This is a genomic window from Eisenbergiella porci (genome assembly GCF_009696275.1).
Lineage (GTDB): Bacteria > Bacillota > Clostridia > Lachnospirales > Lachnospiraceae > Eisenbergiella > Eisenbergiella porci.
Genome location: NZ_VUMI01000038.1, coordinates 38,561 through 54,444 on the forward strand (window position 1 = coordinate 38,561; position 15,884 = coordinate 54,444).

19 protein-coding genes and 1 rRNA gene are annotated in these 15,884 nt (G+C 47.1%); 16 read left to right on the plus strand and 4 right to left on the minus strand.

What is annotated here, in order from left to right; all coding sequences use genetic code 11:
- Nucleotides 1-5: 5 nt before the first annotated feature.
- Nucleotides 6-281: a hypothetical protein gene (locus tag FYJ45_RS19935; protein ID WP_154466945.1), complete on the minus strand. Its 276-nt coding sequence runs from the start codon at nucleotides 279-281 to the stop codon at nucleotides 6-8.
- A gap of 170 nt (nucleotides 282-451) precedes the next feature.
- Between FYJ45_RS19935 and FYJ45_RS19940 the strand changes: the two genes are divergently transcribed.
- The 7 genes from FYJ45_RS19940 to FYJ45_RS19965 all read left to right on the plus strand — a co-directional run bounded on the left by FYJ45_RS19940 (nucleotide 452) and on the right by FYJ45_RS19965 (nucleotide 5,475).
- The gene (locus FYJ45_RS19940) at nucleotides 452-811 is read left to right on the plus strand and encodes a helix-turn-helix transcriptional regulator (RefSeq protein ID WP_207708438.1); all 360 of its coding nucleotides are present in this window, start codon (nucleotides 452-454) and stop codon (nucleotides 809-811) included.
- A gap of 86 nt (nucleotides 812-897) precedes the next feature.
- A complete protein-coding gene (locus FYJ45_RS19945; RefSeq protein WP_154466947.1) occupies nucleotides 898-1,653 on the plus strand; it encodes a potassium channel family protein in 756 nt (251 codons plus the stop codon).
- 36 nt (nucleotides 1,654-1,689) lie between these two features.
- Nucleotides 1,690-3,303 carry a recombinase family protein gene (locus FYJ45_RS19950; RefSeq protein ID WP_154466948.1) on the plus strand — a complete coding sequence of 538 codons (1,614 nt, stop codon included), beginning with the start codon at nucleotides 1,690-1,692 and terminating at the stop codon, nucleotides 3,301-3,303.
- An 89-nt stretch (nucleotides 3,304-3,392) separates the two neighbouring features.
- Complete coding sequence (locus tag FYJ45_RS19955; protein WP_154466949.1) at nucleotides 3,393-3,551, plus strand: hypothetical protein; 159 nt, start codon at nucleotides 3,393-3,395, stop codon at nucleotides 3,549-3,551.
- A gap of 32 nt (nucleotides 3,552-3,583) precedes the next feature.
- Complete coding sequence (locus tag FYJ45_RS30900; RefSeq protein ID WP_235930911.1) at nucleotides 3,584-3,877, plus strand: MATE family efflux transporter; 294 nt, start codon at nucleotides 3,584-3,586, stop codon at nucleotides 3,875-3,877.
- Between the two features lie 14 nt (nucleotides 3,878-3,891).
- Nucleotides 3,892-4,536 carry an MATE family efflux transporter gene (locus tag FYJ45_RS19960; RefSeq protein WP_235930912.1) on the plus strand — a complete coding sequence of 215 codons (645 nt, stop codon included), beginning with the start codon at nucleotides 3,892-3,894 and terminating at the stop codon, nucleotides 4,534-4,536.
- 120 nt (nucleotides 4,537-4,656) lie between these two features.
- A complete protein-coding gene (locus FYJ45_RS19965) occupies nucleotides 4,657-5,475 on the plus strand; it encodes an alpha/beta fold hydrolase (RefSeq protein WP_154466950.1) in 819 nt (272 codons plus the stop codon).
- Nucleotides 5,476-5,571: 96 nt separating this feature from the next.
- Here FYJ45_RS19965 and FYJ45_RS19970 read toward each other — a convergent pair whose 3' ends face one another.
- The 3 genes from FYJ45_RS19970 to rbr form a co-directional block, all read right to left on the minus strand.
- Nucleotides 5,572-5,784 carry a DUF3006 domain-containing protein gene (locus tag FYJ45_RS19970; protein WP_154466951.1) on the minus strand — a complete coding sequence of 71 codons (213 nt, stop codon included), beginning with the start codon at nucleotides 5,782-5,784 and terminating at the stop codon, nucleotides 5,572-5,574.
- A 35-nt stretch (nucleotides 5,785-5,819) separates the two neighbouring features.
- The gene (locus FYJ45_RS19975) at nucleotides 5,820-6,980 is read right to left on the minus strand and encodes a ComEC/Rec2 family competence protein (protein WP_154466959.1); all 1,161 of its coding nucleotides are present in this window, start codon (nucleotides 6,978-6,980) and stop codon (nucleotides 5,820-5,822) included.
- A 154-nt stretch (nucleotides 6,981-7,134) separates the two neighbouring features.
- Entirely contained in the window at nucleotides 7,135-7,731 is a 597-nt protein-coding gene (gene rbr / locus FYJ45_RS19980; RefSeq protein ID WP_025490235.1) for a rubrerythrin, read from the minus strand.
- Between the two features lie 171 nt (nucleotides 7,732-7,902).
- Here rbr and FYJ45_RS19985 point away from each other — a divergent pair, with 171 nt between their 5' ends.
- The 9 genes from FYJ45_RS19985 to FYJ45_RS20025 all read left to right on the plus strand — a co-directional run.
- Nucleotides 7,903-8,298: a hypothetical protein gene (locus FYJ45_RS19985; protein WP_021636312.1), complete on the plus strand. Its 396-nt coding sequence runs from the start codon at nucleotides 7,903-7,905 to the stop codon at nucleotides 8,296-8,298.
- A 12-nt stretch (nucleotides 8,299-8,310) separates the two neighbouring features.
- Nucleotides 8,311-9,150, plus strand: coding sequence for a DUF5685 family protein (locus FYJ45_RS19990; protein WP_154466952.1), 840 nt, complete (start codon nucleotides 8,311-8,313; stop codon nucleotides 9,148-9,150).
- Nucleotides 9,143-9,886, plus strand: a complete 744-nt coding sequence (locus tag FYJ45_RS19995; protein ID WP_154466953.1) for a DnaJ domain-containing protein — start codon at nucleotides 9,143-9,145, stop codon at nucleotides 9,884-9,886. The genes FYJ45_RS19990 and FYJ45_RS19995 overlap by 8 nt, the downstream gene beginning before the upstream one ends.
- A 43-nt stretch (nucleotides 9,887-9,929) precedes the next feature.
- Nucleotides 9,930-10,454: a flavodoxin family protein BilS gene (bilS, locus tag FYJ45_RS20000; protein ID WP_025490233.1), complete on the plus strand. Its 525-nt coding sequence runs from the start codon at nucleotides 9,930-9,932 to the stop codon at nucleotides 10,452-10,454.
- A 127-nt stretch (nucleotides 10,455-10,581) separates the two neighbouring features.
- Nucleotides 10,582-11,934: an MATE family efflux transporter gene (locus tag FYJ45_RS20005; protein ID WP_154466954.1), complete on the plus strand. Its 1,353-nt coding sequence runs from the start codon at nucleotides 10,582-10,584 to the stop codon at nucleotides 11,932-11,934.
- 197 nt (nucleotides 11,935-12,131) lie between these two features.
- Nucleotides 12,132-12,809, plus strand: coding sequence for a response regulator transcription factor (locus FYJ45_RS20010; RefSeq protein ID WP_154466960.1), 678 nt, complete (start codon nucleotides 12,132-12,134; stop codon nucleotides 12,807-12,809).
- 89 nt (nucleotides 12,810-12,898) lie between these two features.
- Entirely contained in the window at nucleotides 12,899-14,470 is a 1,572-nt protein-coding gene (locus FYJ45_RS20015; protein ID WP_021636318.1) for a sensor histidine kinase, read from the plus strand.
- 291 nt (nucleotides 14,471-14,761) lie between these two features.
- Nucleotides 14,762-15,418, plus strand: coding sequence for a GTP pyrophosphokinase (locus FYJ45_RS20020; RefSeq protein ID WP_154466955.1), 657 nt, complete (start codon nucleotides 14,762-14,764; stop codon nucleotides 15,416-15,418).
- 354 nt (nucleotides 15,419-15,772) lie between these two features.
- Nucleotides 15,773-15,884, plus strand: a 16S ribosomal RNA gene (locus FYJ45_RS20025); the annotation flags it as partial.

The window sequence follows — 15,884 nt, forward strand, 5'->3', positions numbered from 1 at the left end:
CTTTCTTAGTGCTCAGCTATTGAAAAGCTGACGTTTGAAATTCTGTTAAGTTCCCACATGATCGCCTCGATCGTGTAGTCTGTTTCGCTATGATCTTTGATGTCTTTGGCGATTTCTGCCAGTTTGTCAGCCTTGAAGTTCGTGCCAGCATCCTCCATGTCGTAGATGCTGTTGAGTAGGTTGCTGTACGCCTGGCAGTCGCCTCGTGTGTACCATTCTTTTGATATGCAAAGGCTCCTTACATCGTCGGCGCTCAAGTTTCTGTGTTCTGTGTATTCCATGCGGTTCCTCCTTTTTTGATTTTCCGCACGTGCGGAAATTATGTTATTATAATATTCCACCCGTACGGAATTGTCAAGAGATAAAGTGGATTTTTTTCCGTTCGTGTGGAAAAGTCTTGATTTTATGGTGTTTTTCCGGTATAATGGAAAATGTGAAGGAGGTGAAAAAGATGCGCGAATTGCTCGAAAAGTATCTAAAAGCCAGAGGGATCAGCGTTGTTGAGTTTGCTCAGGAAGCTGAGGTTTCAAAAACAACGATTTACGATCTCTTAAAGGGCGAAAAGGATGCTACAAAAATTTACGCAAATCAGGCAATAAAAATAGCGAAGGCCATGAATATCAGCGTCGAGGAGCTGTATGGTCGTAAACTCCCGGAGCCCACACCTGAGAGGAAGCAAGAGAGCCTGACAAGCGACGAGCGTGTTCTGCTGGATGTCTGGAGATGTGCCACCGATGCCGCGCGAGAGTCGGCGATGATGGTGCTCCGGTGCAATCCGGCACCGGTTGTGAAAAAAGAGACGGCAATGTGATCGTTGTCGATTTCACACGACACAAAAGAGGCCCGCGATAAAAAGCGGGCTGACTTTGTGCACATATTACAAGAGGAGGCGACTGCATGGAAATGAAACCAAGGCTGGAGAAGTTTTACGATGTTGCAACCGGAATTTTGGCGCTGTTTGCTGTATCTCTGGCTATCATTGACATGGATCGGGGGCTTAACGAATGGCAGCGCATAGCTGACAACATCGTGCTTGCTGTTTTTGTTGTCGATTATGTCGTGCGACTCTGTATTGCAAAGAATAAAAAAATATTTTTCAAAGAAAATATTTTTGACCTTGTTGCTATTTTTCCGTTTAATTCATTTTTTAGAGCTTTTAGGATTGTTAGGCTTGCAAAGTTGGCAAAATTGGTAAAACTTTCAAAAATGTCGCGCCTTGTCTCTTATAGTCTCAGACTCTTGAAACGTGTTCGGGCTTTCTTAGATACGAACGGTTTCAAGTATGTTTTAGCGTTGAGCTGCGGGCTTGTCGCGATTGGTGGCGTTGCTATTCATTTTGCTGAGGGTATGGAGCTGTCGGACGGCTTTTGGTGGGCCTTTGTTACGACAACAACCGTAGGCTACGGAGATATTTCTCCCAGCACGGCGACCGGGCGCGCCATAGCCATTATTTTAATGATTACCGGTATTGGTTTGATTGGTTCCCTAACGAGTACAATTACGTCTTTTTTTCTCAACCTAAAACCAGAAAAGCCGGAGCATAAAGACGAGATACTCTCGGTTGTGCGGGCTCAGCTTGACGACCTTGAAAAAATGAGCAACGAGGATATTGATAGAATTTGTGAAATATTACAGACGTACAAAAAGAAGTGACGTTTTTGTGCTCATATTACGAGAGGAGGCGATAGCATGGATCAAGTTGGTGTGATCTATGCGCGTTTCTCCAGCCACGCCCAGCGCGAGGAGTCGATTGAGGACCAGCTCAGAGAGTGCCACGCCTTCGCGGAGCGCAACGGGATCCGGATCGTTGAGGAATACTGCGACCAGGCCCTCACCGGAAAAACGGACGCAAGGCCGGCGTTCCAGCGTATGGTTAGAGACTCGGCAAAGGGCCGTTTCAGCATCGTGATCACCTATAAGGTGGACCGCTTCGCCAGGAACCGGTACGACTCGGCCACATACAAGGCCAGGCTCAAGAAAAACGGTGTCCGGGTGCTCTATGCAAAAGAGACGATACCAGACGGGCCGGAAGGGATCATTCTGGAGAGCGTTCTGGAAGGATATGCCGAGTATTATTCCGCGAACCTTGCGCAAAATATCACGAGAGGGCTGGAGGGAAATGCTTTGAATTGTAGGACCAACGGCGTCGTGGTTTTAGGATATAAAAAGAGTGACGACGACCATTATGAGATAGACGAGACGACCGCGCCGATCGTGCGCGAGATCTTCGAGAAGTATGCGTCCGGAGTCAAACAGATGGAGATCTGCGAGGAACTCAATGCCAGAGGCCTTAGGACGACACGGGGCGGGCCGTTTAATAAAAATAGCCTCGTGCGCATCCTGAAAAACCGGAAATATATCGGCGAATACCATTACATGGACGTCACGGTACCCGGAGGCATGCCGGCCATAATATCCGTCGAGCTGTTCGAGGATGTACAACAAAAGCTCAAGAGAGGTAGACGCGCCCCGTCGAAGGACTGGAGCTGCGCGGACTTCCTTCTCACCGGCAAGCTGTTCTGTGGAGAATGTGGCGAGCCTATGGTTGGCACTTCTGGCCATGGCCGGAGCGGCCGCAAGTATAATTATTATATATGCGGGGCGAAAAAGCGCCGCCAGGGATGCAAAAAAGAAAACGTGGCCCAGGATTGGATCGAGGAGGTTGTTCTGGCGTACACGATGGAAGTCGTGCTCCAGGACGACACGATCCAGGAGATCGCTGACGGTGTGATGGACTTCCTGGCCAGAGAGGCAGCAGACGACGGCGTTCTGGTCAGCCTGGAAGCCCGTCTGGCCGAGGTCAAAACGTCGGTCAAAAACTTAATGAAGGCGATCGAGGCCGGGATTATTACGAAGGCCACGACCGAGCGCATGATGGAGCTGGAGAACGAGCGTGTTGAGCTCGAGGATGCGATTGCGATCGAGAAAATAAAAGAGCCAGAGATCGAGAGGGATCAGGTGGTTTTCTTCCTGGAGAAGTTCCGGGACGGAGATCTGAACGATCCAGCTTTTCGGTTGAGGCTTGTCGAGGCCTTTGTCTCGTCCGTGTACCTATGGGACGACGGCCGCATCGACATCAATTACAATTATACCGGCCAGGGCTCGAAGGTTTCGCTGGACCAGGCCGCCGACATCGTCTCAAAAATAGCCGGAGGAGACGGTTCGGACTTAGACTCGTCTGGTCCATTAAAAACACTGATAAAATGGGGCTTTTTTGGACACGATTTTAAAAAGGTAATACCTGGAATTGTTCAAGGCTTTCCTGCAAATTCAATTTATTATTATTTTGGGGCTATGGAGTAGAAGACTTAGGTTTTCTACTCTATTTTATAGTATAACAGAACGGAAAACGTACATAAATGAAGCAACAGGCTTCATGGGGAGGGAACAATATGCACAAGGAATACTTACTCAGCTGCTTTGACATGACAAAAATGGAAGATGAAAATGAATTCTTTGAATCCTTCGATGAGATGGAGCTTTTTATAGAGCAAAATAAAGAAAATATAATAATTGACGGGACATATCATCTGGAGGAGCTCAATCTCTAAGGAAGACATGACAGGAGGCTCACAGAAGCTTTATGGCAGCAACAAGAAAAAAAGATACGCTTATGACAGAGGGCGCTATCTGGAAAAACATTCTTCTGTTTGCACTTCCCCTGATGCTGGGGAATATTTTTCAGCAGCTTTACAATACGGTAGACAGTATTGTGGTGGGCAATTTTGTGGGAAAAGAAGCACTTGCGGCGGTGGGTACAACGGACAGCATCATAAATACCTTTATCGGATTTTTTTCCGGACTGGCGACCGGTTCGGGGATTATTATATCCCAGTATTTTGGCGAGAAAAATGAAAAGGGTGTGCGCGGAAGGTAAGAATCAATCCGGTGATGACTCGTAAAATATTTCAAATCGATCTGCCTTCCGCGCTGCAGATGGCGGTTACTTCGTTTTCCAATGTATTTGTCCAGTCCTATATCAATCATTTTGGTTCTGCTGCCATGGCAGGCTGGTCCTCTTATGGGAAAATAGATAAATTCTGCCTGCTTCCCATTCAGAGTATTTCGATGGGGGTAACCACCTTTGTAGGCCAGAATCTGGGCGCCAGAAAGCTTGAAAGAGTGAAGCGGAGTACCAGGGTGGGGCTCATGATTTGTTTTGGTATAGCCCTTGTTATCATTATTCCGGTGTGGCTTGCCGCCGGCTCGCTTGTGAGGCTTTTTAACCAGAGCCCGGATGTCCTGTCCTATGGCACGTTGTTTGTCCGCCTTGAAATGCCGTTCTATTTTGCGCTGTGTATCAATCAGATATACGCGGGGACGCTCAGAGGCGTGGGAAATACAAAGGCGCCCATGGTGATCATGATGTCCTGCTTCATTGTTTTCCGGCAGGTGTATCTGTTTTCCGTTTCTCATATTACCGAGTCAATCATCTGGGTAGCGCTGGGGTATCCCTTTGGCTGGATTCTGTGCAGCCTGTGCCTTGTTCTTTATTTCAGGCATACCAATCTGGAGAAGTACAGGGTGGCCGGATAATGGGAGAATGCCGTTCTGTAAAATCGGCGGCAAACGGCTGTAACGGATTTTTCAGCCGCAGGTAAAGCACTGGATAAGTACAGACCGCATATAATATCAAAAACAGGAAATGGGTGGAATATGTATTTTGTAAAGACATCCGATGATATAAATCTTGCTGTCTATGATTATAACCCCAAGGGAAAGAAAGCGGTGCTTCTGATTCATGGCTGGCCGCTGTCCCATCTGATGTATGAATACCAGCTGGAGATGCTGATTTCCTGCGGTTACAGGGTAATCACCATGGATTTGAGAGGCTTTGGAAATTCCGATGTGCCTGCAGACGGCTACTGTTATGACCAGATGGCGGAGGATATTTATAAAGTGGTGTGTGCGCTGCGACTGAACCGGTTTACGCTGGCCGGATTTTCCATGGGCGGGGCTGTCGTGCTCCGGTATATGAAAAAATTCCAGGGATACGGCGTGGAGCGGCTGATTCTGCTTGCCGCCGCAGCGCCCAGCTGGACCAGGAGAGAGGGCTTCCCTTACGGGCTGACCAGGGAATATGTGAACGGGCTTATCAGGGAAGCCTGTACGGATCGTCCCAGGCTGGCCTGTAAATTCAGCCATGAACAGCTTTTTGCAAGCTGCCAGTCCGAGCCTTTGAAAAACTGGTTTGAGGATATAGCCCTTTCCGCTTCAGGGATCGGTACGGTGCAGGCGGCCATTGCGCTGCGGGATGAGGATGGTAGAAATGATCTGAAGGCTGTTGATGTCCCAACTGTGATCATCCATGGGAAAAAGGATGTGGTGGTATCCAGTCTGCTGGCGGAGTATCAGCACATGGCAATCCAGGGCTCCAAGCTGTATGAGCTGGAAAACAGCGGGCACGGTATCGTTTATGATGAGTTGGAACGTTTTAACGATTTGTTTTTGATGGCGGTGGAAGGAAAGTGCTGATACCAACCGTTTTTACTTCAAGGTTTTATGAAATATATAGAGAAAGCAAAAAAGGCAGATATCCTTTTCCGGGATACCTGCCTTCTCTGTCATGCTTCAGCCAAACAGCCTTTTCCTTTTTTCTTCAATCCTTCTGCGCCGCTCCTGTGTTGCGTCGCTGTCTACTCGGTAAACGCCATCCTCATACACCAATACGTCGCCCTCCATGGACTGTGGCGGCAATTCGCAGCGGGGGACAAGAAGGGTGGTGCGGTCTTCCTTTTCACAGACTGCGTTATCACCTTCAAAACGATCAATGATATAGCTCATAAATTCTCCTTTCAGCCCTGTAACCCGGGCGGACATCAGGGATTGCACTGACTGCAGGGCGAATAGCCCATGCCGGTTATTTCCTCCCTGCTTCCTTCATAGTAAATTTTATTGGCCTCCTTCATCTGGGCAACAGAGGCGCAGTCCGGGTAGTGGAACTTCATGCTGTTTTTATTCAGTACATAGGTAGCCGCCTTAGGAGCATCTTCCTGCACAGTTCCCGGCAAAGCTTCCCCGGAGCCTGGGGAAGCGGCGGTTTCCCATGTGATTCGGCTTCCGTCTGAAGTGGCTATCAGCGTTCCATGTTCATCCGTACGGTATACCCTGATGCCGGAGGAGGACAGCTTTTCCATGGTTTCCCTGTGAGGATGGCCGTAGCTGTTGTCTGTTCCGCAGGAAATCACTGCACAGGAGGGGCTGACCGCCTGGAGGAATTCATCGCAGGTGGAAGTGGAACTGCCATGATGGCCCAGCTTCAGGACGTCGGCCTTCAGGGAAAGGCCGCTTTCCGTCATGGCTTTTTCCGAAGGCGCCTCCGCATCGCCGCACATAACAAAGGCATTGGAGCCAAAGGCCAGCCGGATTCCAACGGACAGGTTGTTCAGATCACCGTCCTTTGCCGCCTGTTCGGCAATGTCTGCGGCAGGGGAGAGAATGGTAAAATCAGCCTCTCCAAGAGAATAGGTATCGCCCGGCTCTGGTCTGGTGACCCGAAGCTCCTTTTCCAGAAGCGCATCCAGCACATCCTCATAGGTCCGCGTTGTATGGGATACGTCTGGCATGATGACCGTGCCGATGTCAAATGCACGGATAACGTCGTCCATCCCGCCGATATGATCCTCATGGGGATGTGTTCCTATCAGATAGGATAGCTTTGTAACTCCCAGAGATTGTAAATATGCGGTGACGGTGGGACCGCTTTCATTGGTGCCGGCGTCCACCAGCATATTTTCCGCTCCTGACTGGATGAGTATGGAATCTCCCTGTCCCACGTCGATGAAATGTACTTTTAGTACCCCGGCAGCATCCGGCGCCGGAACCGGCTGGGCTGCCGTTTCCTCAGACCTGCTCATTTCACCCGGGCCGGATACTGCGGAGGCGCATCCTGTAAAAATGAGGGAAGCGCACAACGCCAGAGAAGCGGAAAACAGGAACCTTCGGAAAGTACCGTATCCGTTTCTGCGTACTGCATACATATGTTTTAAATTCGCTTTCATGTTCTAATCCTCCTGACACTTTATGATATAACAGATTCCCGCGGAAGAAAAGAAAAAAATAAGGCATGTGCCAACCGCCATTTTCCGTCCTGTTACGGGACTGGCGGTTGGCACATGCCTTTTCAGGGCCTTCCTATTCGCTGAAGGGAGCCATGGATACGCGGATAAAATAGCCTTTGTCGTGATCGCAGACCGGGCATTTTTCCGGCGCATTTGTACCGGTGTATACATAGCCGCAGTTTAAGCAGATCCAGCCGGTTTCCACATCGGAAACAAAAAGCCTGTTCTGTTCCATAAGCTGGGCAAACTTCCCGAAGCGGTCTCCGTGTGTTTTTTCAATTGCGGAGATCATATGGAAGGATGCGGCAACCCTGGAGAAGCCTTCCTCCGCGGCTTTGTCTCCAAAAGCCTTATAAATCGGATCATATTCTTCATATTCATTGTGCTGTGCGGACAGAAGAAGCTGCTTTATATCAGGATAAATATCTACAGGGTAGCCGCCGTCCACAACGATGGTTTCTCCCGCAAGCTCCTTTAAGTGATTATAAAAAATTTCTGCATGCTCCTTTTCCTGGTTGGCCGTAAATGTAAAAACGGCTTCAATAACATGAAGGCCATCCTTTTTAGCCTGGGAGGCTGCAAATGTATAACGGTTTCTTGCCTGACTTTCACCTGCAAAGGCACGCATCAGGTTATCCTTTGTTTCACTGTTCCTGAAATCAATGGGCATTTTCATCCACTCCTTTTCTGATATGGTTATTTCTAGTATGGGCAGCGGGAAAAGGTTTATACTTTTTTTATAGTAAGTTTTCAGCCAGTTAATTGCAATTTGTGTACATAAGGGTAAAATGAAGAACAGAGTAGCAGACACAAGAGTCTGTATGAATGGGAGACATGTAAAATGAAAGAAAAACTGATACGGTTTATGCAGGGCAGGTATGGGGTGGACCAGTTTACCAGATTCCTGATGGGAGTGGCGCTGGCGTGCATGATCATTTCTCTTTTTACCAGAAATGCCGTCTGGTCGTTTCTGATCTTATTAGTTCTGGTTTACAGCTATTTCCGTATGTTCTCCAAAAATATCCAAAAGCGCTATGCGGAAAATCAGAAATATCTGCAGATGACTGCCGGAATCAGAAAAAAATGGGCATCCTTCCAGAGGGATATGAAGGACAGAAAAACCCATCACATTTACAGATGCCCTGGCTGCAAACAGAAAATCAGGGTTCCGAAGGGAAAAGGGAAAATCGCAATCCGCTGCCCGAAGTGTCAAACGGAATTTATCAAGAAGAGCTGACGGGAGAAAAATATGTTCGGGTACGTAATTGTTAACAAACAGGAATTGAAATTCAGGGATTTTGATTTATATCAGTCCTATTATTGCGGCTTCTGCCGGGAGCTTAAGGAGAGATACGGTGTAAAGGGCCAGATTACGGTAACCTATGACATGACGTTTCTGATTCTGCTTCTGACAGGCCTTTATGAAACTGAGGACAAAGTAAGCGAGTGTAAGTGCATTGCCCATCCCTTTGACAAACATCCCACAAGAAGGAATTCCTTTACGGAATATGCGGCGGATATGAACATCCTCCTTACCTATTATCAATGTATGGACGACTGGGAGGATGAGAAAAAGGTATGGAAGAGAGGTTATGCAGGCATCCTGAAAAAAGCCTTCCGGGACACATCGGCAAGGTACCCGGAAAAGGCCGAGGTAATTTCCGCCCAACTGAATGCGCTCCATGAATATGAAAAAAAAGGAGAAAAAAATCTTGACATTGTAGCAGGGTGTTTTGGTAATATAATGTCGGAGATTTTTGCCTTCAGAAAAGACGAGTGGGAGGAAGACCTTCGCAGGATGGGCTTTTTTCTGGGGAAGTATATTTATTTGATGGACGCTTATGAAGATATGGAAAAGGATGAAAAAAACGGAAACTTCAATCCCTTCCTTTCCATGCGCGGCGAGAGCGGTTTTGATGATAAGGTTTATCAGATTTTAAGAATGATGATGGCAGAGTGCTCCAGAGCGTTTGAAAAACTCCCCATTCTTGAGAATACGGATATTCTCCGGAATATTCTTTACTCCGGCGTCTGGTGCCGGTACGAGATGGTAAGAGGCAGAAGAAAGGAACAGCAGGAAAATGCGTGACCCGTATCAGGTACTGGGTGTATCCCGTGATGCATCTGACGAAGAAATTAAAAAAGCGTATCGAGCACTGAGCAGAAAATATCACCCCGATGCCAATGTCAACAATCCGAATAAGGAACAGGCGGAAGAAAAGTTCAAGGAGATCCAGCAGGCTTACCAGCGGATTATGGATGAAAGACAGCATGGAACCTCCAGCAGCTATTCAGGAAGCTCCGGCTCCGGAAGCTATGGAGGCGGTTACCAAAATTACGGCGGTTTCGGTGATTTTGAAGATTTATTCGGCAGCTTCGGCTTTGGCGGCCAGAGCTACCGGAGACAGCAGAGCGCTGCGGGCGGTGACGAGTATACGGTTCACATGAACGCGGCCTTTAACTATATCCAGAGCAGACATTTCAGGGAAGCCCTTAACGTCCTTTCCGGCATCAGTGAGAGAACTGCAAAATGGTATTATTACAGCTCCATTGCCAATTCAGGGCTTGGAAATAATGTGATAGCCCTGGAGCATGCAAAGAAAGCAGCGGCGATGGAACCGGGAAACCAGCAGTATCGAGTATGGCAGCAGCAGATGGAATCCGGCGGAAGCTGGTATCAGACACAGCAGTCCCCTTACGGAATGCCGGCAATGGACGGAAGCAACTGGTGCCTGAAGCTCTGCATTGCGAACCTGATCTGCAACATGTGCTGCGGGGGCGGCGGCCTGTGCTGCGGAGGCGGCATTCCAATAGGAAGGTTCTGATGCGCCTGCCATTTTGCGGCAGGAAAAGAAAGGAGTACGGAATATGGACGTAATGGTTATATATTCAAGCCGTACCGGGAATACAAAAAAAGTGGCGACCAGTATATTTGCGGCGATCCCAGGAGAGTCCAAGGATATGCAGCCGATAGAAGAATATAACGGTAAGGATGCGGAAACCTATTTTATAGGCTTCTGGACGGATCAGGGAACCTGTGATATGCGGGTGGTGGATTTGCTGTCTGAGCTGGAAGGTAAAAATGTGGCGCTGTTTGGCACCTGCGGCATGGGCGCCAATATGGAATATTATAAAAGTATCGAACAGAAGGTAAAGGTCTGGCTTCCGGAAACCTGCAGATATTTTGGCGCATATATGTGCCAGGGAAAAATGCCCATGCAGGTCCGTCAGAAATATGAAATGATGGAGAAAAACGGGATGGGTGAGGAAAAAATCAAACCGCTGCTCCGCAATTTTGACGAAGCGCTCCTGCATCCCGACAGTGAGGATTTGAAAGCAGCCGCAGCCTTTGCCGCAGATATTGTGGAACGGATAAAAAATGATGAATGCTGAAAAAAGCTGCGTAGGGCCAACAGACGGCCTTACGCAGTTTTTGCATTTTTTTACAAAAACGTTTGTAATCTCTTTTCGTATATGATATACCACATATAGAAATAATAAGCGGAAGCGGGGAGAAATTATGACAAGGGATATGACAGAAGGCAGGCCGTTAAAGCTCATACTGGGGTTTGCGGTGCCTCTTTTATTCGGAAATCTGTTCCAGCAGTTCTATAATCTTGTGGATACCATAATTGTGGGGAAATTTCTGGGAGTGAAATCATTGGCTGCAGTGGGAAGCACAGGCTCCATAAATTTTCTGATTATCGGTTTCTGCATGGGCATCTGCAACGGCTTTGCAATTCCAATAGCGCAGAGCTTTGGGGCCAAAAATGATAAGACGCTTAGAAAATATGTGGCGAACAGCACCTGGCTTGCGCTGTTTTTTGCGGTGGTGATGACAATTGCCACAGTGCTTTTGTGCAGGCCCATTCTCCGGCTCATGCGGACACCGGAGGATATTATCGGTGGCGCCTATACCTATATTGTAATTATTTTTGCAGGGATACCGGCGACAATTCTTTATAATATGGTTTCCGGTATCCTGCGGGCCATGGGTGACAGCAAAACGCCTTTGTATTTCCTGATATTGTCGGCATTCCTGAATATCCTGCTGGATCTGATCTGCATTGTAGTGCTGCACATGGGTGTGTCGGGAGCTGCCCTGGCCACGGTTGTATCCCAGGCTGTTTCAGGAGTGAGCTGTCTGACTTATATGCGCAAAAAATTCGATATCCTTCATGTGAGAAAGGATGAATGGAAGCTGGAGGCACAATATGTAAAGAACCTGTGCGGCATGGGAATCCCCATGGGACTGCAGTATTCCGTAACTGCAATCGGCAGCGTTATTCTCCAGAGCGCGGTGAATTCCCTGGGTTCGGTGGCAGTAGCCTCCATGACGGCGGCAAGCAGAATCGGCGGCTTTTTTGCCTGTCCTTTTGATGCGCTGGGGGCTACTATGGCGACCTATGCGGGGCAGAATATCGGGGCGGGGAAGCCGGAGCGTATCCGCAGGGGCATCAAAACAGCCAATATTATCGGCGCAGCCTATGCGGCAGTGGCATTAACCGTGATGTTTTTTGCCGGAGGAAGCCTTGCGCTGCTGTTTGTGGACAGGACGGAAACGGAGATACTTTCCAATGTAAGGCTGTTTCTGCTGTGCAACGCATTGTTCTATTTCCCGCTGGCCCTTGTAAATAATATCCGTTTTCTGATTCAGGGAATGGGCTACAGTATGCTTGCCATATTGTCCGGGGTGAGTGAGATGATAGCAAGGGCGCTTGCCGGCTTCCTGCTCGTTCCCGTGTTTGGCTTTGTGGCAGCAGGTTTTGCGAGCCCGCTGGCCTGGGTGCTGGCCGATATATTTTTAATCGTGGCCTATTTTAAGGTCATGAAGAAAACGGAACGGCTGTTCACAGATAAAAACCAGGCATGATGCAGTATTCGGTATACTGTAATAAAAGCTGTGCAGCGCCGGCTGAAAAGTTGGAAAAACTCTGAAAAGTTCACATGTTTTTCATAAATATCTGTTACACTGTTATTACATACAGAATAAAGGACCGGATGGAGGCAGTGCCGGTTATAATATTAGAGAGAAGGCCGGTTATCAGGAACGGCGGAATCGAGGTTGGTATGGATCGGACAAAAATACTGGTTGTGGATGACGAAAGCAGAATGCGCAAGCTGGTAAAGGACTTTCTCCAGAAAAACAATTACGATGTGGTGGAGGCAGGAGACGGAAGCGAGGCGCTGGATATTTTTTTTGAACAAAATGACATTGCATTGATCATTCTGGACGTTATGATGCCGAAGATGGACGGCTGGCAGGTATGCAGGGAAGTCAGGAATTATTCCAAGGTCCCCATCATCATGCTCACGGCCAAAGGAGATGAAAAGGATGAGCTTCAGGGCTTCGCTCTGGGAGTGGATGAGTATATTTCCAAACCCTTCAGTCCCAAGATACTGGTAGCCCGCGTGGAGGCGATTCTGCGCAGATCCGGCAAAACGGCTTCCGGAGACGTCATGGAAGCGGGAGGAATCCACCTGGATAAAGCCGCGCATATGGTAACCATAGACGGTGAGAACGTGGATTTAAGCTACAAGGAATTTGAGCTTCTTACTTATTTTATGGAGAACAGGGGAATTGCGCTGTCACGGGAGAAAATTCTCAACAACGTCTGGAATTACGACTACTTTGGTGACGCAAGAACCATAGACACCCACGTAAAAAAACTCCGCAGCAAGCTGGGCCCCAAAGGCGACATGATAAAAACAATCTGGGGAATGGGCTATAAATTTGAGGTTGAATAAGTGTGGATTACATTCCCCTGGAATGGGATATAAATTCGAGGTTGAATAAGTATAAATTACATTCCCCGGCAGCATGAACGGAGCGGATTATGAAATATTCTATCAGAAAACAGTTTGCTTATATATTTATCGGATTAATGGCCGGCACAATTTTATTGTGCTGGTTTATTAATAATACCTTTCTGGAAAGATATTATTTCCATAACAAACAGACGGTAGTTATGGATGCATATAATCAGATGAATGCCGCAGCCCAGAAGGGGAGTATCAGTTCGGATGATTTTGACATTCATCTGCAGCAGCTCAGTGCGAGATACAATATTTCTATTCTTGTACTGGACGAAGACTCCGAAACCATCAGAGTCAGCGGAGGCGATCCTGCCATATTGAAAATAGAGCTGTGGAATCATGTTCTTTTTGACAGCGCGGAAGGCTCTGAGAAGCTGTATCCTGATACGCCGGAACCTAAAAGCGGCCCGGGCGGAGGCAAGGCTTCTAAATATGAAGAAAACATAATCACCAATAAAACCCTGGTACGCAATGACAGCCCCTTTTATATTGTCCAGCTTGTAACAAGCAACCGGGTCAGCATGGAATACCTGGATATGTGGGGCTTCCTTGATAATGGCAATCTTTTTTTTATAAGGACGGCACTGGAGGGAATCAGGGACAGCGTTGATATTGCCAACCGTTTCCTGGCCTATGTGGGGATTGCGGCTACGGTAGCCAGCGGTATTATTATCTGGATCGTTTCTAAAAAAATAACAGATCCCATACTGGAGCTTGCCCATATTTCAGAACGGATGACCCACCTGGATTTCGATGCCAGATATAAAGGGCGGAGTTTTAATGAAATTGCCATTCTGGGAAATCATATTAATCAGATGGCGGATACTCTGGAAGTTACGATTTCAGAATTGAAGACGGCCAATAATGAACTGCAGAAGGATATTGAAAGAAAGAATGAAGTTGATGAGATGCGTAAGGAATTCCTTTCCAATGTCTCTCATGAACTGAAGACTCCCATAGCCCTGATTCAGGGCTATGCAGAGGGGTTAAAGGAAGGGATAAATGACGACGACGAGGAAAGCAGGAATTTTTACTGCGACGTTATCATAGATGAATCCGGGAAAATGAATAATATGGTGAAAAAGCTTCTCACGCTGAATCAGCTGGAATTCGGCAATGAAGTAATAACAATGGAACGCTTTGATATAGTGATGCTGATCCACAATTACATCCAGTCTGCGGAGATCCTCATCAGGCAAAATGATGCCACTGTCCGCTTTGAACAGGATACACCTGTTTATGTATGGGGAGATGAATTCAAGACGGAAGAAGTCTTTATGAATTATTTCAGCAATGCCCTGAACCATCTGGACGGCGAACGGATCGTGGATATCAAACTGACCCAGGAAAGCAAAACGGTAAGGGTTTCCGTATTTAACACCGGAATTCCCGTCCCGGAGGATTCACTTCCTCATTTATGGGAAAAATTTTACAAAGTGGATAAAGCCAGGACAAGAGAATATGGCGGCAGCGGAGTGGGCCTTTCTATTGTAAAAGCAATCCAGGAATCTATGAATCAGAAGTACGGAGTGGTCAACTATGAAAACGGGGTAGAGTTCTGGTTTGAGCTGGAGAAGGTGACGGACAGGTGAAAATCCTTTCCGTTGCCGGGGTCCCCTTTTAACAGCGGCCAAAAGATCATTACACTCATGTGAAGTCTGCGATATTTATAATAATTTAAGAAAACTCTCAAAGAAGAAACACAGAATGCACACATTTTTTTTGTAAAATAACAGCATTCAGAGCAGAGGGGGCTTTGTTTTTCGGATTGGAAAACAGGGCCCTTTTTGTTGAAGGTGGGTTGTCCTGCATAGTGCGGCGGCTTCGGCTTCATTTCAGAACGAATTTATAAAATGCCTGCGCTCAGGCAGATGGGGGCCACTATGACGAATGAACAATATTATGCGCTGATGGAATCGTATCATAATGCATGCCAGATGATGCTGACCCGGCTGGAGGTGCTCAATCATACTCTTTATGAAAAAACCACAGTATGTCCCATCCATAATATCCAGCACCGGATGAAGGAAAAAAAGAGCATCGAGGAAAAATTGCTCCGGCTGAAGCTGACCTCCAGTATTGCCAATGCCAGAGACTACCTTCAGGACGTGGCAGGCATTCGCATTATCTGTTTTTTTGTAGAGGATATTTACAATCTGGCAAAAGCGGTGAAACGCCAGACGGACCTTGTAATTATAAAAGAAAGGGATTACATCAGCTGCCCGAAAGTAAACGGTTACAGAAGCTTCCATCTAGTAGTCGGGGTGCCTGTTTATTATCGGGATACCATGGAGTATTTTCCTGTTGAAATCCAGATGAGAACCATGGCTATGGATTTGTGGGCCAGCATGGAACACCGTGTCTGCTATAAAAAAGAAATGGAGGAAGCGGAAAAACAGAGACGCCGCAAGGCTTTTACCGAATATGCCGGACTCCTGGAGGAATTGGAGAAGCAGTTCGAGATATATAATGAAACCGCAGGAATACTGGAAGAATCACAGGTTTCATGGGAAAGTAAAAAGAATTTGAAAAGAATTTGAAAAAAATGTAAAATTGTAGTTGACAAAGTCGAATCAGGATGATAGAATCAATTTCGTTGCCGGTTGAACCGCTGCAACAACAACTTGAAAGAAACAAAAAAAGTTAAAAAAAGTGCTTGACAGTCCAAATGACATGTGATAAGATGTCAACTGTTGCGGCTGAGAAAGCAGCACACAGAACCTTGACAAATAAACAGTAATGCAACCCTGAAAATTCTAAAAAAGAAAATTCAGAGAACAAGTTTTAAAGCTTCGGAAGAAGACCTTTAAGACACCCAAAAACAGTAAGAAACGCTTGGAAACAAGCAACGGTTAAACATTAGCTAGAGTTAATCTTAACTGGGTTAAACACTTAAACAAGAGAGTTTGATCCTGGCTCAGGATGAACGCTGGCGGCGTGCCTAACACATGCAAGTCGAACGGAGTTATGCAGAGGAAGTTTTCGGATGGAATCGGCGTAACTTAG

Coding starts and splice junctions, on each gene's coding strand:
- FYJ45_RS19935 (WP_154466945.1), bottom strand. CDS start 281: ATGGAATACACAGAACACAGAAACTTGAGCGCCGACGATGTAAGGAGC.
- FYJ45_RS19940 (WP_207708438.1), top strand. CDS start 452: ATGCGCGAATTGCTCGAAAAGTATCTAAAAGCCAGAGGGATCAGCGTT.
- FYJ45_RS19945 (WP_154466947.1), top strand. CDS start 898: ATGGAAATGAAACCAAGGCTGGAGAAGTTTTACGATGTTGCAACCGGA.
- FYJ45_RS19950 (WP_154466948.1), top strand. CDS start 1,690: ATGGATCAAGTTGGTGTGATCTATGCGCGTTTCTCCAGCCACGCCCAG.
- FYJ45_RS19955 (WP_154466949.1), top strand. CDS start 3,393: ATGCACAAGGAATACTTACTCAGCTGCTTTGACATGACAAAAATGGAA.
- FYJ45_RS30900 (WP_235930911.1), top strand. CDS start 3,584: ATGGCAGCAACAAGAAAAAAAGATACGCTTATGACAGAGGGCGCTATC.
- FYJ45_RS19960 (WP_235930912.1), top strand. CDS start 3,892: ATGACTCGTAAAATATTTCAAATCGATCTGCCTTCCGCGCTGCAGATG.
- FYJ45_RS19965 (WP_154466950.1), top strand. CDS start 4,657: ATGTATTTTGTAAAGACATCCGATGATATAAATCTTGCTGTCTATGAT.
- FYJ45_RS19970 (WP_154466951.1), bottom strand. CDS start 5,784: ATGAGCTATATCATTGATCGTTTTGAAGGTGATAACGCAGTCTGTGAA.
- FYJ45_RS19975 (WP_154466959.1), bottom strand. CDS start 6,980: ATGTATGCAGTACGCAGAAACGGATACGGTACTTTCCGAAGGTTCCTG.
- rbr (WP_025490235.1), bottom strand. CDS start 7,731: ATGCCCATTGATTTCAGGAACAGTGAAACAAAGGATAACCTGATGCGT.
- FYJ45_RS19985 (WP_021636312.1), top strand. CDS start 7,903: ATGAAAGAAAAACTGATACGGTTTATGCAGGGCAGGTATGGGGTGGAC.
- FYJ45_RS19990 (WP_154466952.1), top strand. CDS start 8,311: ATGTTCGGGTACGTAATTGTTAACAAACAGGAATTGAAATTCAGGGAT.
- FYJ45_RS19995 (WP_154466953.1), top strand. CDS start 9,143: ATGCGTGACCCGTATCAGGTACTGGGTGTATCCCGTGATGCATCTGAC.
- bilS (WP_025490233.1), top strand. CDS start 9,930: ATGGACGTAATGGTTATATATTCAAGCCGTACCGGGAATACAAAAAAA.
- FYJ45_RS20005 (WP_154466954.1), top strand. CDS start 10,582: ATGACAAGGGATATGACAGAAGGCAGGCCGTTAAAGCTCATACTGGGG.
- FYJ45_RS20010 (WP_154466960.1), top strand. CDS start 12,132: ATGGATCGGACAAAAATACTGGTTGTGGATGACGAAAGCAGAATGCGC.
- FYJ45_RS20015 (WP_021636318.1), top strand. CDS start 12,899: ATGAAATATTCTATCAGAAAACAGTTTGCTTATATATTTATCGGATTA.
- FYJ45_RS20020 (WP_154466955.1), top strand. CDS start 14,762: ATGACGAATGAACAATATTATGCGCTGATGGAATCGTATCATAATGCA.